General features: G+C 64.3%; 19 protein-coding genes. 10 read left to right on the top strand and 9 right to left on the bottom strand.

The window, feature by feature from the left end:
• Positions 1–5: 5 nt before the first annotated feature.
• Together ACQ5J0_RS03735 and ACQ5J0_RS03730 are read right to left on the bottom strand one after the other, a co-directional pair.
• Positions 6–350, bottom strand: coding sequence for a PilZ domain-containing protein (locus tag ACQ5J0_RS03735; protein WP_462569179.1), 345 nt, complete (start codon positions 348–350; stop codon positions 6–8).
• Positions 351–507: 157 nt separating this feature from the next.
• Positions 508–2,670, bottom strand: coding sequence for a TonB-dependent receptor (locus ACQ5J0_RS03730; RefSeq protein WP_462569178.1), 2,163 nt, complete (start codon positions 2,668–2,670; stop codon positions 508–510).
• Positions 2,671–2,902: 232 nt separating this feature from the next.
• Between ACQ5J0_RS03730 and ACQ5J0_RS03725 the strand changes: the two genes are divergently transcribed.
• Together ACQ5J0_RS03725 and ACQ5J0_RS03720 are read left to right on the top strand one after the other, a co-directional pair.
• Positions 2,903–3,115: a hypothetical protein gene (locus ACQ5J0_RS03725; protein WP_462569177.1), complete on the top strand. Its 213-nt coding sequence runs from the start codon at positions 2,903–2,905 to the stop codon at positions 3,113–3,115.
• A gap of 33 nt (positions 3,116–3,148) precedes the next feature.
• A complete protein-coding gene (locus ACQ5J0_RS03720) occupies positions 3,149–4,123 on the top strand; it encodes a GGDEF domain-containing protein (protein ID WP_462569176.1) in 975 nt (324 codons plus the stop codon).
• A 166-nt stretch (positions 4,124–4,289) separates the two neighbouring features.
• On the opposite strand, the gene ACQ5J0_RS03715 is transcribed toward ACQ5J0_RS03720, so the two are convergent.
• The 7 genes from ACQ5J0_RS03715 to ACQ5J0_RS03685 all read right to left on the bottom strand — a co-directional run bounded on the left by ACQ5J0_RS03715 (position 4,290) and on the right by ACQ5J0_RS03685 (position 11,903).
• Positions 4,290–5,273, bottom strand: coding sequence for an NAD-dependent epimerase/dehydratase family protein (locus tag ACQ5J0_RS03715; protein ID WP_462569175.1), 984 nt, complete (start codon positions 5,271–5,273; stop codon positions 4,290–4,292).
• Positions 5,274–5,338: 65 nt separating this feature from the next.
• On the bottom strand, positions 5,339–6,427 hold the full coding sequence (locus ACQ5J0_RS03710) for a CgeB family protein (protein WP_462569174.1): 1,089 nt from the start codon (positions 6,425–6,427) through the stop codon (positions 5,339–5,341).
• A complete protein-coding gene (locus tag ACQ5J0_RS03705; protein ID WP_462569173.1) occupies positions 6,424–7,515 on the bottom strand; it encodes a CgeB family protein in 1,092 nt (363 codons plus the stop codon). Before ACQ5J0_RS03705 ends, ACQ5J0_RS03710 begins: the two co-directional genes overlap by 4 nt.
• On the bottom strand, positions 7,512–8,627 hold the full coding sequence (locus ACQ5J0_RS03700; protein WP_462569172.1) for a CgeB family protein: 1,116 nt from the start codon (positions 8,625–8,627) through the stop codon (positions 7,512–7,514). The genes ACQ5J0_RS03705 and ACQ5J0_RS03700 overlap by 4 nt, the downstream gene beginning before the upstream one ends.
• Complete coding sequence (locus ACQ5J0_RS03695; RefSeq protein ID WP_462569171.1) at positions 8,624–9,733, bottom strand: glycosyltransferase family 4 protein; 1,110 nt, start codon at positions 9,731–9,733, stop codon at positions 8,624–8,626. The genes ACQ5J0_RS03700 and ACQ5J0_RS03695 overlap by 4 nt, the downstream gene beginning before the upstream one ends.
• Positions 9,730–10,806: an NAD-dependent epimerase/dehydratase family protein gene (locus ACQ5J0_RS03690; protein WP_462569170.1), complete on the bottom strand. Its 1,077-nt coding sequence runs from the start codon at positions 10,804–10,806 to the stop codon at positions 9,730–9,732. Before ACQ5J0_RS03690 ends, ACQ5J0_RS03695 begins: the two co-directional genes overlap by 4 nt.
• Entirely contained in the window at positions 10,803–11,903 is a 1,101-nt protein-coding gene (locus ACQ5J0_RS03685) for an NAD-dependent epimerase/dehydratase family protein (protein ID WP_462570049.1), read from the bottom strand. Before ACQ5J0_RS03685 ends, ACQ5J0_RS03690 begins: the two co-directional genes overlap by 4 nt.
• A 274-nt stretch (positions 11,904–12,177) precedes the next feature.
• On the opposite strand from ACQ5J0_RS03685, the gene ACQ5J0_RS03680 reads away from it, so the two are divergent.
• The 8 genes from ACQ5J0_RS03680 to ACQ5J0_RS03645 are packed head-to-tail and all read left to right on the top strand — an operon-like array spanning position 12,178 to position 18,966.
• Positions 12,178–12,783, top strand: coding sequence for a histidine phosphatase family protein (locus ACQ5J0_RS03680; protein ID WP_462569169.1), 606 nt, complete (start codon positions 12,178–12,180; stop codon positions 12,781–12,783).
• Positions 12,758–13,585 (top strand): TIGR04290 family methyltransferase, encoded by an 828-nt coding sequence (locus ACQ5J0_RS03675; protein WP_462569168.1) that lies wholly within the window; start codon positions 12,758–12,760, stop codon positions 13,583–13,585. The genes ACQ5J0_RS03680 and ACQ5J0_RS03675 overlap by 26 nt, the downstream gene beginning before the upstream one ends.
• Complete coding sequence (locus tag ACQ5J0_RS03670; protein WP_462569167.1) at positions 13,582–14,523, top strand: beta-xylosidase; 942 nt, start codon at positions 13,582–13,584, stop codon at positions 14,521–14,523. The genes ACQ5J0_RS03675 and ACQ5J0_RS03670 overlap by 4 nt, the downstream gene beginning before the upstream one ends.
• Position 14,524: 1 nt before the next feature.
• On the top strand, positions 14,525–15,631 hold the full coding sequence (locus ACQ5J0_RS03665; RefSeq protein WP_462569166.1) for an inositol-3-phosphate synthase: 1,107 nt from the start codon (positions 14,525–14,527) through the stop codon (positions 15,629–15,631).
• Between the two features lie 15 nt (positions 15,632–15,646).
• Positions 15,647–16,603: an MDR/zinc-dependent alcohol dehydrogenase-like family protein gene (locus ACQ5J0_RS03660; protein WP_462569165.1), complete on the top strand. Its 957-nt coding sequence runs from the start codon at positions 15,647–15,649 to the stop codon at positions 16,601–16,603.
• 50 nt (positions 16,604–16,653) lie between these two features.
• Complete coding sequence (locus tag ACQ5J0_RS03655) at positions 16,654–17,598, top strand: Gfo/Idh/MocA family protein (protein ID WP_462569164.1); 945 nt, start codon at positions 16,654–16,656, stop codon at positions 17,596–17,598.
• A 50-nt stretch (positions 17,599–17,648) separates the two neighbouring features.
• Positions 17,649–18,425, top strand: coding sequence for a hypothetical protein (locus tag ACQ5J0_RS03650; protein WP_462569163.1), 777 nt, complete (start codon positions 17,649–17,651; stop codon positions 18,423–18,425).
• A gap of 16 nt (positions 18,426–18,441) precedes the next feature.
• Positions 18,442–18,966, top strand: coding sequence for a hypothetical protein (locus tag ACQ5J0_RS03645; RefSeq protein WP_462569162.1), 525 nt, complete (start codon positions 18,442–18,444; stop codon positions 18,964–18,966).
• Positions 18,967–19,200 lie beyond the last annotated feature (234 nt).

Here is a 19,200-nt window from a genome sequence, read left to right as displayed (position 1 = left end):
CGGGGTCATTCGCCGGCGCCGGGTTCGTCCATCGTCCGGACGATATGTTCGAGCACGCTGGGGTGGAGCGGGGTGTCGAACTGGATCCCGATCACGCTCTTCTCGCGCCACCGCACCCGCGCCGGGATCGGACCGATCGTGCCGACGCGAAAGGTGATGTTGCTGTCGACCGGGAGCACCGAGAACTTGTCGAAGAAGCGGCAGCCGGTCTCCGAGATATCCTTGATCCAGATGTCGCGCGAAGCGCCCACGCGCGAGCGGTAGCGTCCTGCGACCTGCACCTCGTGGCGCGGCTCGCGACGCTGGTTCGGCGCTTCGTGCGCTTCTGTGTCGTTGGTTGGTTCGGACATGGGCTGTGCGATGCGGGCATCGTCCAATCGGTTTGCGACCTGATTCGACAGACCATCTACCACCGCGGTCTTAATACGAAGTGAGCGGGCGCCCGGACAAGCGCGGCCCCGCCACCGCCTCCGCGCCGTGCGGAAGGCAGTGACGGGGCGCCGCAGCCTAGAAGCTGAGCCGTGCGGACAGTTTGATGTTGCGGCCGGCCAGCGGCACGAAGTCCTTGGTGAAGCTGGCATGGCGGCGGGCGTCGACATCGAACAGATTGTCGCCCGAGAGGATCAGCATCGTCTCGTTGCGGCCGCCGAAAGGTTTCCACGATACCGAGGCGTTGACCATGGTGTAGCCGTCGGTCGGCATTTCGAAGGATGCGGTCCGATCCTGATCGGCGACCCATTCGGCGTCCACCCGGGCGCCGAAGGCGTCCTGGCTGGCTTCGACACCGCCCAGCACCCGCAGCGCAGGGATCCGCGGGGCGGGGCCGTCATCCTCGATTTCCGCCCTGGTGTAATCGGCCACACCGTCCACCGTTACCGTCAGCCCGTCGCGATCGATCAGATCGTAGGCCGCCTGAGCTTCGACGCCATAGTAGTCGGCATCGGACTGCAGGAACTGGAATAGCGGCAGGCCATCGGCTTCGAGCCCGGTGTCTATCTCGTAGATGAAATCGTCGAACCGGCTGTAATAGGCCGCCAGCTGGAAACGCGCCGCGCCGGTCGAGCCGCGCAGATAGGCTTCGACCCCGAGACTGCTCTCCTTGCCGAGTGCCGGATTGCCGATTTCGAAAGCCTGGGTCGCGATATGCGGACCGTTGGAGAACAGTTCCTCGGCCGAGGGCGCACGTTCCACGCGGCTCAGGTTGAGCCCCAGCTTCACATCGGGAGCGATCTCGTAATTGGCCCCGCCCGCGATCGAGAAGGCGTTGAAGCTGCGATCGACGGCGGTGATCACCGCATCGTCCTCAAGCCCGATCGCCACGCTGTCGGAACTCACGTCGGTGCGCTCGTAGCGGCCCGACAGTTCCACGCCAAACAGGCCGAGGTCGAATTCCTGCAGCGCGAAAACGCCGTACTGGTCGGTGACATTGGGCGGTACGAAGGCTTCGGCGCCGACCGCGGAGAAGTCACGGGTCGAAGCCTGGAAGCCAGTTACGCCGCGCCATCCGTTGCGCTCGGCCTGGACCAGTTCGAGGCGGGTTTCGAACCCTTGCGTCTCGAACACCGTGCCGACCTCGTCGCCTTCGAATTCGGTGTGCTGATAATCGGAGAAGCCGGCGCGGAACTTGATCTTCTCGAGGAAGCCCTTGGTGAAGACCTCGCCGCGCAGATCGGCGCGATACTGCTTGAGATCGATCGACACCGGAGCTTCGCCATGTTCTTCGTGGCCTTCCTCCTCCTCGTCGTGCTCCTCCTCGCCCTCTTCGCCATGCGCATGCTCGGCACCGGGCCGCGCCGGAACACCGTAACGACTGTCGAAATAGCTCACCGAGGCGCCCAGGCTGCCGCCTTCGTTGATCAGCGCGAAGCCGGCACCCAGCGTGTAGGTCTCGGTCGCGCTGTTGGGCAGCACGCCGCGCAGATCGGCGAATTCCTGCGCTTCCTCGGCCTCTTCGAGATGGCCTTCCTCGAATTCCTCCTCGGCGACCGCCAGTTGCTCGGCGCGAAGCAGCGGCGAGAGGACATAGCCGCCGACCTCGACGTCGTCGGTCTTGCGATAGCTGCCATCGACATGGACGACGAATTGATCGCCCAGCGCGACATCGGCAGCGGCGCTGCCGCTGGTGCCGTCATAGGCCGAGGAATAGGAGCCGATCGCGTCGATGTGATAGCCGTTCTCGGGCACTGCGCGTGGGATCCGCCGGTCGAGCGCATTGACCGCGCCGCCGATCGCCTGGCTGCCGAACAGCAGTGCGGCGGGCCCGCGGAAGATCTCGATCCGCTCGGTGACCAGCGGATCGATCGTAACCGCATGGTCGACCGAGGTGTTGGACACGTCGAGCGTCCCGATCCCGTCGGTCAGCACCCGGACACGCTCGCCCTGAAGCCCGCGGAGTACCGGACGCGAGGCGCCGGGGCTGAAGGAGGTCGCGGAGACGCCCGGCTGGTCGGCGAGAATGTCCCCGATCTGCGGCTCGAGATCGCGCAGCAGATCGTCGCCGGTGACGACGGATGTGCCGGCCAGAATGTCGAGCTCGTCGATGAAATCGGCGGTTACGATGATCACGCGATCCTCATCGCCATGGACCGGGTCGCGAGTCGTCTCGGGGGCAGACTGGGCAAGTACCGGGCTGGCAAGGACAGTGGTCGCCAGCAGCGCAAATTTCTTCAAAACGAATTCTCCGGGGCATAATGTTACAACATCCCATTCTGGATAGGCGCGTTCTCCGCTTTCTGCAAGGTTTGACTTGCGAACGTGCGCGCCGGGAAGGGCGGTTTTCGCGCTTGCTGTTGATCTCGCCGACGTCACCCGACATGAAGGGCCGTGGAGAAGCGCCGCGCAGAAGGTGCGTCGTGGGGCCGAAGACGCCTTCGGCCATTCAGGGGGAAATCGCATGGGTCGCATGTCACGCAAATCGGCTGCCGCAGCTTCGGGCTTCGCTATCGCAATCGCCTTGTCGCTCGCGGCGGGCGTGCCGGCTGCGGGGGCACAGGAAACCGGTGCAGCGGCATCCGTGGCAGAAGCCGGTGCCGCCCCGGGCATTCCGGAATGGGGCATCGTCAGCAGCGAGCCAGTCCAGATTCGCGTGATTCCGGAAACGGCAGGGCCGGACTAGCCCTGCCGCTGGCAGGCCGGGTATGGGGGACAAATGTCGAAAATCGACCACACACGGGGCAGCGATGCGCTTGCTTTCCTTGTCGACCAGCACCTTCCGCCGGTTCCGGAGAACTATACGCTCGCCTATATTGCGCTGACCGATCCCGAATCGCCGATCGGCCAGATGGTCAAGGCGTTCACTGCCGACGGGTTTCGCCTTCGCCAGAACGACGCCGACGAGATCATCCGGCTTCACCTGAGCGGCGCGGTGCGGGCGAGGGCGAGGCCGGATCGCGCACAGCAGGATGCGCTGCGGCATCAGGCGATCAAACTCGGCGAGGCGGCGTCCTCGGCTGCAGCGGCAACGGGTGCCTTCGCGCGCGAATTGAGCGCCGAAGCGGGCAGCATCGGCGCAGAGGAAGCGCGCACGGTCCAGATCGTCGCCCGGATGATCGAGCAGTCCAGATCCACCGAGATCGATCTCAACGCCACGGCGAGCGAAGTCGCCGCCTTGCGCCAGGAGCTGGAAACCGCCCGCGACGATGCCCAACGCGATCAGCTCACCGGACTGGGCAACCGCCGCGCCATCGAGCGCCACCTTCAGCGCCTCGCAAACAAGGGAAGCACGCGTCTGGTCGGATTGTGCGACATCGACTTCTTCAAAAGCGTCAACGATCGCTACGGCCACGGGGTGGGGGACCGGGTTCTCAAACAGGTCGCATCGTCACTCGCGAATGCCTGCGCCCCGCACTTCGTCGGCCGTTGGGGCGGCGAGGAGTTCCTGGTCGTAATGGAAGGCGGCGACACGGCAGCCGGCGTTGCGCTGCTCGACAAGGCCCGCGCCGATCTCGCCAAACGCGAATTCAAGCTGCGCGAGAACGATGAGCCGATGGGCCAGATCACCTTCTCCGGGGGCGTGGCCATCGCGACTGGCGACCATGCCGACAGCATCGCCGCGATCCACCGCGCCGACGCAGCGCTCTACCGCGCCAAGGCCGAAGGCAGAAACCGCATCCGCTCCGCTTGAGGCGAGCTCGGAACACCGCATAGTCGTTCCTGCTCGAACGACTCTTCAATCGCCGGGCCATCGGTACTTTCTGGCGCGCTCGGGCCCATCGCCTTGGCGGCCAAATGCTTCAGACGATCGGCCTGTTGTTCTTCTCCATCATCGTCTCTTTTCTTCTGGATTGCGTTCATGCAGTCGCCGGAATGGGGACAAACGCTTTCAGGCCGGGCGATGCGTCAATCTCATAGTTATCCCCTTTGCTTTCCGTCACTTCCAGCTCTGCCGCGAACCAGTCGAAGGTCCTGCGAAGGCCGACCGAAAGCGGAGTGACGGGCTGCCAATCCAGCAGGTCGCGTGCCAGGCTGATATCCGGGCGACGGCGTTGCGGATCGTCGGTGGGAAGCGGGTGGCGAGTTGGCGACAGCGGCGCTCCGGCGATCTCGGCCAGAGAATCGATCAGTTCGGCAATCGTGAGTTCGTGTGGATTGCCGATGTTGACCGGAACGAGCTCCGGCATTTCGGCCTCCATCAACCGCATCAGCCCGGCGACGGTGTCCTCGACATAGCAGAAACTTCGGGTCTGCTTTCCGTCGCCATAGATCGTCAGCCGCTCGCCGGAGAGCGCCTGACAGATGAAGTTGGAGATGACCCGTCCGTCATCCATCCGCATATGCGGGCCGTAGGTGTTGAATATTCGGGCCACGCGAACCTCTGCGCGCTGCGAGCGGGCGAAATCGAACGCCAGCGTTTCGGCAGATCGCTTGCCCTCGTCGTAACAGGCGCGCGGCCCGGTGCAGCTGACATTGCCGCGATAGTGCTCGGGCTGCGGATGAATGTCCGGGTCGCCATAGACCTCGCTTGTCGAGGCGAGGAGGAAGCGTGCGCCCGCCTGCTCCGCCAATCGCAGCAGGCGATCGGTTCCAAGGACATTCGTCAGCATCGTATGCTCGGGATCCAACTGGTAAAGGGGCGGAGAAGCGGCGCAGGCGAGGTTGTAGATGCGCCTGATCGATCTCGCCTCGCGCATCACCTCGACCGGGAGCGGCTGCGACACATCACCGAGGACGAATCTGAAGCCCTCCAGCTTCTTCAGCATTTCGAGGTTCGATGGCCGCGAAGTCTGCAGATTGTCGAGGCACAACACCCTCTCTCCGGCTTCGAGCAGTTTCATGCAAAGATGGGACCCGATGAATCCCGCTCCGCCTGCAACCAGCGTCCAGCCGTTCGGTTCGTTCGTCATACAAATTCTCCGCTGTGACATGTTTTCCGCACCGTGGACTCTTCGATCTGGAAGAGGAGATCGGCTTCCAATTGCTCGGCACGGCGTTTGGAACTGTGGTCCTCCAGCACGGCGGCGCGGGCGGCCTCGCCGATTTGTGCGGCGGACAAATCCAGTGCGGCAATCACCTCTGAGGCGCTGTCCGCCAGGATGATTTCGCTTGGCGGGCGCAGGATCGTCTCGATTCCGGGCCACCGGTCAGAGATGATCGGCGTGGCGCAGGCCGCTGCCTCGAAGATCCGCACGGACGGCGACCAGCCGGCGGCGATCATGTCGGCCCGGGTGACATTCAGCGCAAAACGCGAAGCGCAGTAGAATTCCGCATGCCGGGCCGGAGGGAGGTGCTCTATGCGCTCGACATTGTCCGGCCAGTCTATCCCGTCGGGATATTGCGGACCGGCCACCGCGAAGCGCAAGTCCGGGCGGCGGCGGGCTGGCTCGAGCAGCAGGCGGTCTAGCGTCGGCTGCCGGTCCGGACTGTAGGTCCCGAGATAGGTGAGGTCCCAGCGCACGGGCACGTCGAGCGGGCGATAGCGTGAGACGTCGACCGAGCAGTAGAGGGCGCGGGCCCTCGGCGAACCGAATTCCTGCTCCAGCCTCTCCAGCGAGGGGCCGCCGGAGAAAGAGAAATAGGTGTCGTAGCCGGGTATCAACTCGCGCGAGAGGTAGTCGCAATCGCTGCGTTCAAGACGCGCGAGAGTGACCGGCGTATCGATGTCGTAGTAGCAGGTCGTGCCTTGTGCATGCTCCTGTACGAAGGCGCCCACGGCAATGCCCTCTGGCACATAGGAACCCACCATGACGGCATCGGCCCGCGCAATTTCGTCGCGCCAGTCAGCCAGTCCGTGCAGGCTGGCATAGTATTCGAGCCGGCAGAATTCGGGATCGGGCAGATCGCGATGATCGGCATACCAGGGCACGTCGCGCTCGAGGAAAAGCACTTCATGTCCGCGCGCAGCAAATGCCGACAGGAGCGCACGAAAGGTCGTTGCATGGCCATTCCCCCAAGAGGAGGAAAGGCTGAGGCCGAGGACGACGAGCTTCATGCCACCACCTCGCGCCGGGCTTCCCGCAGGCGTTTCAACACGCTGTCGACCTCCTTTGCGCGCAAATCGTAGGTGTGTTCCGCGCGAACGCGCGCCATGGCGTTGCGGCCGATCGCGCCGGCCCGCTCCTGCGTCAGTCCCTTGAGATGCTCGGCCACGTCCTTCCCGTCGCGTGCGACAAGCACCTCTTCATCTGGCGTCAGGAACATCTCTATCCCTTCCCAGGAATCGGTGATCAGGCAGGCTCCGGCACCCGCGGCTTCGAAGACGCGGGTTGCGGGTGAGAAACCGATCGCGGCCATCGAATCGCGCGCCACGTTGAGCACTGCGCGCGGCGTGCAGTTGAAGGCATTGTGGGAGCCGGTGCCGACATGGCCGATCGCCGCGACGTTTTCCGGCATCGCCTTGTCTGCCCAGCCATTGCCGCCGATCAGGAATTTCTTTTCGGGCAGTGCGGCTGCTGTGCGGAGGAAGAATTCCTCCACCCGCTTCTCGCGGTCGGGCAGCCGGTTGGCGAGAAAGGCAAGGTCGCTCGCAAAGCGCGGATCGGGCGGCACCGGATGATGTGTGGAGACGTCCAGCGCATTGTAGATCGGCACGCATTGGCGCGCACCGAATTCGCGATAGGCTGCGACCACCTGCGGGCCGCCGCCATAGGTGAAGACGAGATCGAGCTGCGGCAATGCCTGCCGCACGGGGTGATCGGGCTGCTGGCGCATCTCGTCGAGCGTCGCCGCGGCATCGACATCCCAGTAGATCACAAGCGCATCGGGCCGGGCCTCGTGCAGGACACCTTCGAGCAATTCACGATCGAACACGCCGACGCCGTTGGCCTTGACCACGACGTCGGCCCCGCCAGCCTCGGCAAGCACCCGGGCGAGGCCATCGGGCGTAGCGGGATAGACCACCGAGCGCGCCCAGGCAGGCGGGTCGATGTCGCGATGCTCTTGGCGATCGAAGGCGTCGGGCTCGAAGAAAGTGATCTCGTATCCGCGCTCCGCGAGGGCACGCAGGATGCCGCGGTAGTAAGTCGCCGCACCATTCCAGTATGAAGAAAGCAGGCTCGATCCGTAGAAGGCGATTTTCATGCGGTCTCCTTGGTCAGCGAGGGGGCGATCGCCGGGCGATCGAGCAGCGCCAGCAATTCATCGACCCGGTGGGCGCAGGTATGGCGCGTGCGGATGGTCTCGAAGCCGTTCGCCGCCAGATCGGCGCGCATGGCGGGGTCGAGGGAGAGCGCTTCGAGATGGGCGCTCATCTGCGCACCGTCACGTGCGATCAGATAGTCGGTGCCCGGCCGGAACAGCCCCTCGGCATCGTCCCAGGGTGCGCACAGCAGGGGGATGCCGCAGGCGAGCGCTTCGAACACGCGGATCGTGGGGATGCCGGGGAGCCGATCGGCATAGAAGCGGCGTGGCACATGCACCGTCGCGATGTGGCGTGAGAATATCTCGGGCGCGCGGGCGTTGGGCGCCCAGCCGTGATAGCGGGCGCCGAACCGGGCGAGCGTTTCGAGCGCCGGACCGGGATAGCGAACGCCGTAGATGTCGAGCGGCAAGCCGACCGTCTGTGCCGGGCGCAGAAGAAATTCCTCGAGCTCGGCGGAGCGTTCGCCATCGCCCCAATTGCCGATCCACACGAGACCTTCGCGGTGGCCTTCCTGCGCCGGCGGGTGAAAGCGGCGCAGGTCGGCGGCCTCGTGCCAGACATGCACGTCATCGCCCCAGCCCCAGCCGCGATAGACCTCGGCCAGTGTTTCGCCAAAGGCGAGCACGCCGTCATAGCCGGACAGATCGTAGGCGCGCATTTCCTCCGGAGCGCTGACTGCGCGGTGGTGGGTGTCGTGGAACAGCAGGCGGAATGGCGCGCCGCGCTTGCGGAGCGCACCCAGGCGCGCGATCAGCTCGGGCTCGTTCCACTCGTGGACGATGACGAGCTCGGCATGCTCGACAAGCTCTGCGAGATCGGCATCGGCGTGGTAGAGCTGCGGCGACAGGCGGGGATAGGCTTCCTCGAAGGCGGCAAGACCCGCTTCGCCGTGATCCTCGAGCAGGTTGGCGCGGCTCCAGGCTCCCTCCGGCTCGAAGGCGCGCGCATCGTGGCCGCGCGCGATCAGCTCGTCGAGAACGCCGCGCAGGAAATGCGCATTGCCATGATTCCAGCACGAAGACAGCGAGTGGGTAAAATAGGCGATATTCATGCGGCCGCCACCCGCTCGGCCAGCAGCGCGCGGTATATCGATGAAACCGCATTCGCCATCGCGGCTGGCGTGTAACGCGTCGAGCGCAACCTGGCCGTCTCGCCCAGATGCTGACGCAGCTCGGGCTCGGAGTGCAGCCTTTCGATCGCACGCGCGAATCCGTCGGCATCGTCGGGATCAACGAACAGTGCGGCGCCGTCCCACAGCTCTCGAAACGTGGGAATATCGGCAAGGATCAGTGCGCAGCCGGCGGATGCCGCTTCCAGGACCGCCAGCCCGAACGGCTCGAATCGCGCCGCCGAAACGAAAATCGGCTGCAGCGCTAGCAGTTCGCCGACCTTTTCATCCGGAACGTGGCCGAGCGCTTGAAGGTGGGAGAAGACCGCCTCTTCCTCGTGCGGCCCGCGCAAGGATCCGGCGGCAAGGAAGGGGAGGGCGATAGTGGCCGCTACCCTGTCCAGCAGGGCGCCGTTCTTAACGGGGTCCCACATGCGCCCCACGGTCAGCGCTGCGTCGATCGGTTGCTTGCCCGAAGCAGTGCCAGGCGCAGGAGGCCGGCCGTTGTGGACGACCTTTGGCCGCTGCGGCAGGCGATAGGTCGTCTGAACAGTCTCGGCATAGCTGGAACTGGGGGAGACCACGGCGTCGGCGGCAGCCAGACCTTGGCGGACCATGTCCCGGTGCCAGCGATATGCGGGGATCAGCGGACAGTCCCTGGCGGCTTGCCACCAGGTGGCGGTGCAGCCGTGCGTCACGGCCAGAAGCGGAACCGGGAATTCCGCCCCGCCAGCAAGCGCGGGCATGTTGCAGTGGATGATGTCGGCGCCGCACTCGCTGGCGAGCCGGGAGACGGCGCGAGCCGCTCGCTCCACGGGAGCGGGATCGTCGCACATCCAGTCCAGAGGCAGGCCGGTATCGACCAGTCGCAACTGGTCGATCTGGCCCGCGCCGCTGCGCTGCGTCTCGCTGGGGGACGGGCCCAGGACTGCAAGCGTCACTGCATGGCCAGCTTCGATCAGCTCGCGGGCGAGATCGGTCGAATATTGCCAGACGCCTCCAACCGTGTCGGTCGTCATGAGGATTTGCAGCGCGGGCATCGCTGTCATGAGACCTGCACCGTGGAACGCGCTTCCGGGTTAAGGGGAAGGCCCCTGCTCTCGGACAGCCATGCGACGAGATCGCGGAGGCCTTCGCGCCAGGGTTTGCGCCGCCGCAACCCAAGTTCCCGATCTGCGGCGCGCGTATCGGCGACGAACCAGCGTTGGTCGCCGGCGCGCCAGTCGGCGAACTCGATCCGCGGCATCCGGCCGGTCATCACGCCGATCTGGTCGATCAGGGTGAGCAGGCTGACCGCGTTTTCGGGCCCCCCTCCCCAATTGAGGGCGCGGCCGGAGATTTTCCCGATATTCTGCAGCGCTGCAATATACGCATCGCAGGTGTCGGCCACGTCGCAGATGTCGCGAACCTGCTCGCCATCCCCGTATAGCGTGATCGGCTCACCGGCGAGCGCACGAATGAGGAAGTGCGCCACCCAGCCCTGATCTTCGGTTCCCATCTGACGTTCGCCGTAGATGCAGCTCATACGGAAGACGGCCGCGGGCAGTGAATAGCTGCGCGCGTAGTCGAGCACATACTGATCGGCGGCTCCTTTGGAGCAGCCATAGGGCGTGTGAAAATCGAGCGGGCGACTTTCGGGGACGCCGTATTGGGCCAGTTGAGCGTTGGCCGGAATGTAGCCGCCGGCTCCGGGTTGCACCCCCACGTCGGAGAGGTCGCCATAGACCTTGTTGGTGGATGCGAAGACCATCGGCGCGCCCGGACGATCGCGACGCATGGCCTCGAGCAAGCCGAAGGTGCCCGCCAGATTGATGTCGAAATCGGCGCGCGGATCGGCCAGGCTGGTCGTCACCGCGACTTGAGCCGCGAAATGATATGCTGCGTCGATGCCTTGCACGGCGCGGGCAAACACGCCGCTCTCCCGCAGATCGGCAATTACGGGTTCCACGCGGTCGCCATGAGCTTGGCTCAGCCACTCCAGATTCCGCTCGACTCCGGGGCGCACAAGCGAATCCAGTATGCGTACGCGGCACCCGCGATCCAGCAGCCGGGAGGCCAGATTGGAGCCGATGAAGCCAGCCCCGCCAGTGATCAGGATGGTCGTGCCTTCGCCAATCCTCATGCCACTAACCCGCGCGCTTCCAATTCGCCGCGCGCTCGCTCACCGCGATCCTCGGCGGTCTGGCTGGAAAGCCATTCGGCGAGGTCGGTCAGGCCCTCGGAGAAGTTCTGCCGGGCCTCGAACCCCAGGACATTTCGCGCCAGCGTCACATCGCAATAGCAATGGCGGATATCGCCAGTGCGGGCCTTGCCGATGATCTCCGGCTCGGTCTCGCCGCGCCCCATGGACTGCGCCAGGCTGCGGGCCACTTCATTGACCGATCGATCGATCCCGGAGCCGATGTTGAAGGTACCGCCCGCTGCCGCAGGATCGGCGAGGGCGTCCGCAAAGGCTCTGGCGACATCGCTGACATGGACGAAGTCCCGGCGCTGCTCCCCGTCCTCGAAGATCATCGGGGCCTGAGCGTTGAGCAGGCGCGCGGCGAAGATTGCCAAGACGCCGGTATAGGGGTTGGAGAGAGCCTGGCCGGGGCCGTAAACGTTGAACAGCCGCAGACACGTAGTCTCGATGCCGTAGGGGCTGCCCATGATATGGGTCATGCGTTCCTGAACGTATTTGTTGAGCGCATATACCGAGGAGAGGTTGGGGCGCTTCCATTCGGGGGTGGGCACCGGCGCCAGCGGCCTGCCCGCGTCGTCGAGTAATTCCCAGGATTCTTGTCCGTCGCGCAAACGGCCGCGCTGCGCATCCTCGATCAACTCTCCGTCTGCGTTGCGATAGAGGCCTTCGCCGTAGATGCTCATCGACGAGGCAGTGACCACCCGGCGCACGGGGCGGTCGATCAGGCGCTCGAAGAGAACCGCGGTTCCGGTATCGTTGGTGGAGGTGTAGCGTTCGACCTCGTACATCGACTGACCCACGCCCACCTCGGCGGCGAGGTGAACCACGCTGTCGACGCCGTGCAGCGCCTGGGCGACGGCGCCGCCGTCGCGAACGTCCGCCTTGAGCAACTCTACTTCGGTCGGCAGGCTTTCGGGCGCCTCCCCGCCGGGATGTACCTGTTCGATCAGGGCATCCAGGACCCGCACTTCGGCTCCGCGCGCAATCAGCTCCCGGCAAAGATGGCGGCCAATGAACCCCGCGCCCCCGGTTATCAAAACTTTCTCAGACAAAGGCCACTCCTCGATTCTGCATTCCGCGGGACTAAACCTAGGTTAATCATTTCACGCCTGAAGTAACAAAAGTAATAAACAAATTATATCTTGTCTCGGTGTTGAACTGCGGTCCGAATGCTGCTGTCATATTGGCTAAACAGAGCATCTTCTTCAGAGTTCCAGAGAAATTTCAGGTCGTTTGATGGGAACAATACGTCGCGGAGTGCTGTTTAGGGTTACTTGCTTCTACTTTCCTCGAGCAGCTTCGTGGAGCACAATGACCGCAAATATCATGCTAATCCGCCATGCCGCGCACTCGGATCTGGGGCTCGTTCTCTCTGGCCGAAGAACGGACGTGCCGCTGTCTCCTGCGGGGGTCGCACAAGCACGCAGTCTCGCCTCGGTGTTGCGCCAAGAGCGACTGGACGAGCTTCAAACGAGTCCAGTCCAGCGGGCGCGCGAAACCGCCGCGGAAATCGGCGAGGGCCGGGATCTCGTACCTGCTGTTGTCGACGCGCTCGACGAGATCGATTTCGGGAGCTGGACGGGCAGGCGGTTCGACCAGCTTGAAGAAGATCCCGGCTGGAGGGAGTGGAACGAACGGCGCGGCGAAGCTGCGACCCCGGGCGGCGAAACCATGGCTGAAGTGCAGCAGCGGGTGATGGATCATCTCCAACTCGTCGCACGCGGCGCAGCCGGGAAAGTCGTCGCTATGGTCACCCACTGCGACGTCATTCGTGCAGCCGTTGCAGGGGTGCTCGGCCTTGCGCTCCACCGCATTCTGCAGTTCGAGGTCGAACCAGCCTCCGTCAGCCGGATCGAGATCGGTGAATGGGGCGCCCGACTGCTCTCCCTCAATGAGAAGCCAGGCCAGCATGGCTGAGGCGCAGCGGCACATCGAACCGAAGGAAGATCTGCGCGAGCAGGTCGAGGGACTGGCGCCCTGGTTCCAGAATATCGACCTCGGGCACGGTATCGAAACCGCCCCCGACCATTTCCTGGGCGACTATCCAGCCTTCAAATACAGCCGATTTGCGGACGCTTTGCCCGAAGACCTAGCGGGCAAGTCGGTGCTCGATATCGGCTGCAATGCGGGTTTCTACTCGATGGAAATGAAGAAGCGCGGCGCGGGCCACGTCCTAGGCATCGACAGCGACGAGCGCTATCTCGAGCAGGCCCGCCTGGCGACCAAGGTGCTGGGCTATTCCGACATCGAATTCGCGAAGCTCGATGTCTACGACGTGGCCGAACTTGGTGAGAAGTTCGACCTCGTCATCTTCATGGGGGTCTTCTACCACCTTCGGCACCCGCTGCTCGCGCTCGATCTCATTCGGGAGCATGTGGCCGGGGACCGGATGCTGTTCCAGACGATGCAGCAGGGCACCGATGCGGTGCTGCAGGTCCCCGAGGACCATCCCTTTCACAAGGCCGGGACCAACCAGCCTCCCGACTACTTCGACAATCCCGCCTACCCCCGGTTGCACTTCATCGAGCGTGAATTCGCTCATGACTGGACCAATTGGTGGACGCCCAACGCTGCCTGCAGTCTCGCCATGCTTCGCGCCGCTGGTTTCGCGATCGAAGCGCATCCGGAACCGGAGGTCTACGTCTGCCGGATCGCCCCGGTCCCCTACTCGGAATACGGTTCAGCCGCCGTGTATCCAGCGCGGGAGAAGGGCAAATGATCGAAGCGGTCATGATCTGGAACGAACCGAACAACAAATCGCACTGGAACCTCGAGCTGGATCCGGACTGGTCGATCTATGCCGACACGGTGATCCGGACCGGCGAAGCCATCGCACAGGTCAATCCCCAGCTCACGCGGGTGCTCGGCGGGATGTCGCCGATCGACCCGCACTGGGTGGAAAAAATTCGCGCCCTCGGTGCGCTCGACCACGTCGACGTTGTCGCGGTCCACGGTTTTCCGCTCGACTGGAACCTTTGGCCGATCCATGCCTGGCCGGACCGGATCGCCGAAATCGAGCGGGTGGTGCCCGATAAACCGATCTGGGCCACAGAGGTCGGGGTCGGCAGCTTCGGTGCAGAAGAGGTGCAGATATTCGGTCTCAAGAAGACCGCCGAACTGCTGATAGACCGCGTACCTCAGGTATACTGGTACTCGCTGTTCGATCTGCCGCAGAGCTGGGGAGCGGAAACGCGCCATCGCGAGGCCGAGGGATCCAGCTACTATCGGCATTTCTATATGGGCCTCATCCGCGAGGATGGCTCCCCCAAGCCCGCGCTCGAGCATTACGCGCGCCACGCCGATCGGATGGGGCTGATGCAGTGGTTCCATTTCGAGGACCCGCGGCTCGAGGATGCGGTCGAATGCATGAAGAGCATGGGGGTGCGCAAGCTGCGGACCGGCCTGTCCTGGGCGGACAGCTTCCGCGACGGCGCGCTCGACTGGTTCGATCGGCAGATGGAGGCACTGGCCGATTTCGAGGTGCTGGTGACATTCTGCTTCACACCCGAACATCTCGGCGTCGAAGCGCACCACACGAGTTGCGCCAAGGACCCGCACCAATTCGCCGAGTTCTGCACCGAAATGGTCGAGCGCTACGCGCCCGCCGGATCGGTGACCTCGCCTTCGCCCGAGCAACGCAAAACCGTTGGAGTCTGACATGCTGAATCCCGAACCGCGCGAAATCAAGGTGGCCCTGGTTGGAGTGGGCAATTGTGCGAGCTCGCTGGTTCAGGGCCTTTCGCACTACCGCAGCGGCGCGAACGACATCAGCGGCCTGATGCATTTCGATCTCGGCGGGTATCGGCCCGGCGATATCCGCATGGTGGCGGCGTGGGATGTGGACCGACGCAAGGTGGGGCTCGATATTGCCCAGGCCATCTTTGCCAAGCCCAATTGCACGACGAAATTTTGCGAGGACGTCGAAGAAACCGGTGCCGTCGTGAGGATGGGCCGCATTCTCGACGGCGTGGCCGAGCACATGCATGCCTACCCCAGCGATCGCACCTTTTGCCCCGCCGAGGAGGGCCAGCCCGACAAGGAAGATGTCGTGTCGGTATTACGCGAAACCGGGGCGGACGTGCTCATGAACTACCTGCCGGTCGGATCGCAGGAGGCCACCGAATTCTACGCAGAATGCGCGTTGGAAGCGGGCGTCTCCTTCGTGAACAACATCCCCGTGTTCATCGCCAGCGACCCGGTCTGGGCCGAGCGCTTCCGCGAGCGCGGCGTGCCGATCATCGGCGACGACATCAAAGCGCAATTGGGCGCCACCATAGTTCACCGGGTGCTGACCGACCTGTTTCGCAAAAGAGGGGTAAAGCTGGAGCGAACCTATCAGCTCAATACGGGAGGCAATACCGATTTCCTGAACATGCTCGAGCGCAAGCGCCTTGCCGCGAAGAAGATTTCCAAGACCGAGGCAGTGCAGTCGGTGGCGGCTTCGCGGCTGGAGGACGAGAACATCCACATCGGCCCGTCCGATTATGTCGCCTGGCAGAACGACAACAAGGTGTGCTTCCTGCGGATGGAGGGTGAACTGTTCGGCGGCGTGCCGATGAACCTCGAACTGCGTCTGTCGGTGGAGGATTCGCCCAATTCGGCGGGCGTCGCGATCGACATGATCCGCTGCGCGAAGCTCGCGCGCGACCGGGGGCTCGGCGGGCCGATCGACTCGGCCGCTTCCTATTTCTGCAAACATCCCCCGCGGCAAATCACCGATGACGAGGCGTGGGGCGCGCTCGAATCCTTCATCGGCGCCGATTGATCGATGACCCAATCAATGAAAGCAGCCGTGTTGAGCGGCCCGAAGCGATCGGTCGTCCAGCAAGTCGCCTTGCCGCAGCCCGGGGAGGGAGAGGTGCGCATTCGGCTCGAAGGCTGCGGCGTATGTGCCTCCAACATCACGCCGTGGGAGGGACCGGACTGGATGCAGTTCCCCACGCCGCCGGGCGGCCTCGGCCATGAGGGCTGGGGCACGATCGAGGCCGTCGGCTCGGGCGTGACCGGGCTGGCGGTCGGCGATCGCGTGGCCGCTCTGAGCTACCGCGCCTATGCGGAAAGCGATGTCGCCCCCGCCGAAATGGTGGTGAAGCTGCCGGACGAACTCGATGGGCAACCCTTCCCCGGCGAACCGCTGGGTTGTGCTTTCAACATCTACCGCCGCAGCCGCATCGAGGCCGGCCAGGATGTGGCGATCATCGGCATCGGCTTCTTGGGAGCGGTGCTTACCCGGCTCGCAAGCGCGGCGGGAGCGAGGGTGATCGCGATTTCCCGGCGGGAGGAATCGCTCGGCCTTGCGCGCCATTACGGTGCGGACGAGACGATCGCGATGCACTCTCATGAGACGATAATCGAGCGGGTGACGGACCTGACCGATGGCCGGATGTGCCCGTGCGTGATCGAATGCGTCGGCAAGCAGTGGCCCCTCGATCTGGCGGGCGAGCTCGTCGGCACGGGCGGGAGGCTCGTTGTTGCAGGATACCACCAGGATGGCCCGCGTCAGGTCAGCATGCAGACCTGGAACTGGAAGGGTATCGACGTGATCAATGCGCATGAACGCGATCCTGCCGTACAAATGCAGGGCGTGAGGGAGGCGGTTGAAGCGGTGGCGAGCGGTCGGCTCGATCCCGCCCCGCTGTACACCCACCGCTACCGGCTGGAGCAGCTCGACGAGGCCCTGGAGGCGACGCGCGACAAGCCAGAGGGGTTCGTCAAGGCGCTGGTCGATCTGGCATGACGAAGCCCAGGCTCGGATTTCTCGGCACGGGCTGGATCGGCCGGCACCGGATGAATGCCATCGCCGAAAGCGGCGCAGCGGAAGTTGCCGCCATAGTCGATGCATCGCACGAGTGTGCGCAAGAAGCGCAGGCCGACGCGCCAGGTGCGACAATTCTGCCTTCGCTCGAAAGCTTGCTGGAGGCAGAGCTCGACGGGCTGGTCATCGCCACGCCCAGCGCTCTCCACGCCGAACAGTCGATTGCCGCGCTCGATCGCGGCCTCGCCGTGTTCTGCCAGAAGCCGCTTGGCCGCAATGCGCACGAAGCGCGCCGCGTCGTCGAGGCGGCCCAGCGCGCCGATCGCCTGCTCGGCGCCGATTTTTCCTATCGTCTCACGGCCGCCGCTGCCACTCTGGCCGATCTCATGAGGTCGGGGGAACTGGGGACCATTTTTGCCGCCGATCTGGTGTTTCATAACGCCTACGGTCCCGACAAGCCCTGGTTCTACGACCGCTCGCGTTCGGGCGGAGGCTGCGTGATGGATCTCGGCGTCCATCTGGCCGACCTTGCTCTTTGGCTCACCGATTTCCCCGAAGTGGAAAATGCCGCGTCGCGCCTCTTCGCCAACGGGAAGCCGCTCGCGCGAGGCGGGCAGGAGGTCGAGGACTACGCCGTCGCCACTTTCGATCTCGCAACCGACCTGCGGGTCAACCTGGCCTGCTCGTGGCGTTTGCATGCCGGGCAGGACGCCCGCATCGAAGCCACCTTTTACGGAACCGAGGGCGGTGCAAGTCTTCGCAATGTCGGCGGCAGCTTCTACGATTTCGAACTGCTGCATTATCGCGGCACGTCCTGCGAGCGGCTCGTCTCGCCTCCCGACGTGTGGGGCGGCCGCTCAGCCATTGCTTGGGCGCAACAACTGGCAGGCGATCCCTCCTTCGATGCGCGGGCGCTGCGCCTCGTGGATGTGGCCGCACTGATCGACCGCATTTATGCGGGCAACCAGATGGACTGATCGACATCGCCGCCAGACCTTGGCCACCAAACCGGAAGCGGAGGACAGATTTGAACGTCCTGGAAATTCAGATGCTGGGAATGTCTCGCAGCGGCAATCACGCGATCGCCGACTGGATTTACGCGCAGGCGGAGGGCTCGCGGCTGCTGCTCAATTGCGCCGAGGGCGGGACAAATCCATTCCTGTCGTGCCGCCCCTTGAGCGAAGGAAACGGTTGGCGCGCCGACCGCCCGTTCGACTTCGAAGCAGCCAGACAGGGCCAGCACCACGACCGGGACCTGCTCATGCACACTTACGAGGACAGCTGGATTTCCCATGTGTTCAGCAACGAGCTGCGCGAGCACCACGATACGTGGCTCGGCGGTTCGCGGCGCAAGGTCGCGATGCTGGTGCTGCGCGACCCGTTCAATCTGTTCGCCAGCCGGCGCAAGATGGGCTGCGGCCTTCCGCCGGATATCGCCCGCGGCATTTGGAAGCAGCACGCCCGCGAAGCGCTTGGTGCCACGCGGTACCTTCCCGCGAACAAGCTCGTCGTGCTCTACAATGCCTGGAAAGACGACCGCTCATATCGCGAAGGCATTGCCCAAGAGCTCGGCTTGCGTTTCTCGGACGAAGCGGTTGACCGCGTTCCGGTTTGCGGCGGCGGAAGCTCCTTCGACGGTACCGAATTCGACGGCAATGCTGCGGCTATGGCGACCGGCAGAAGATGGGTCCACTTCGCACAGGATGAGCGGTTCTCGCGATTTTTCGACAGGGAAATGGCTTCACTGAGCGAACAGCTTTTCGATATGGCCCCTCCCTCGGCGTTGCAAGTGGCGCAAGCGTGAGGTGAGGCGGCCTGACGTGGCCGTTCGTTCGTTCGACGAACCGCGGTGGCTGGCCCTTCCAGCCTCGCCATTGCCGCCGTCGGTGCTGCCAGGTCTGAACCACAACCTGTGCTCGACCGAGGCACATGCCCTCTCCGCTTTGTCGAGAAGCTCGACCGCCTTCCAGTCGGATTGCGCGGATATGGACGGCGACGGGCGCCTCGATCTGGTGGTCGGCGTAATCGAAAACTGCGGCGACCCTAGCGCGCCAAACGGTCTTCCGGCGCTCCGCCACGGCATGCCCCGGCGGATGCGCCGCATGTACCACGCCTTCATCGCGCGCGACATGGACGGCGCCGGAGATAGGGATCTCGTCACCACCCGCGGCAACAGCGGTAGCTTCGACGGCGTGATCTGGCTCGAACAATTGCGCAGCGCCGCGCCCGTGCGTGCGTTCAGCCCCGCCCGGACGGACGAGAGCCGACCCTTGCCGCTTCCTTCGCGCGAATGGCTCGACCACTATGCCAAAGCCCACACTCTCGCGGCGCCGAACAGGCGCTAGGCTCTTGCCGGTGCTATGATGCGGGAATGCAATCGAACATCAGCCGATTGGCAGGGGCAGTGGGGAAGCGAATCGCCGCATGAACCGAGCAAAGCATCGGTTTGACTCGCGGCTGACCGTCGAAACAAGGAAGTGGCGGAGACGGAGGGATTCGCGATGAACGGGTAAGCAATTGAATTACAATGGTTACCAAAATAAGAATCTGATTCCTTACCCCCATCGATACCCCGACCT

It is taken from the genome of Qipengyuania sp. SM2512 (genome assembly GCF_054954005.1).
Note: the sequence above shows the minus strand (reverse complement) of the source record. Positions and strands in the feature narration are given on the sequence as shown.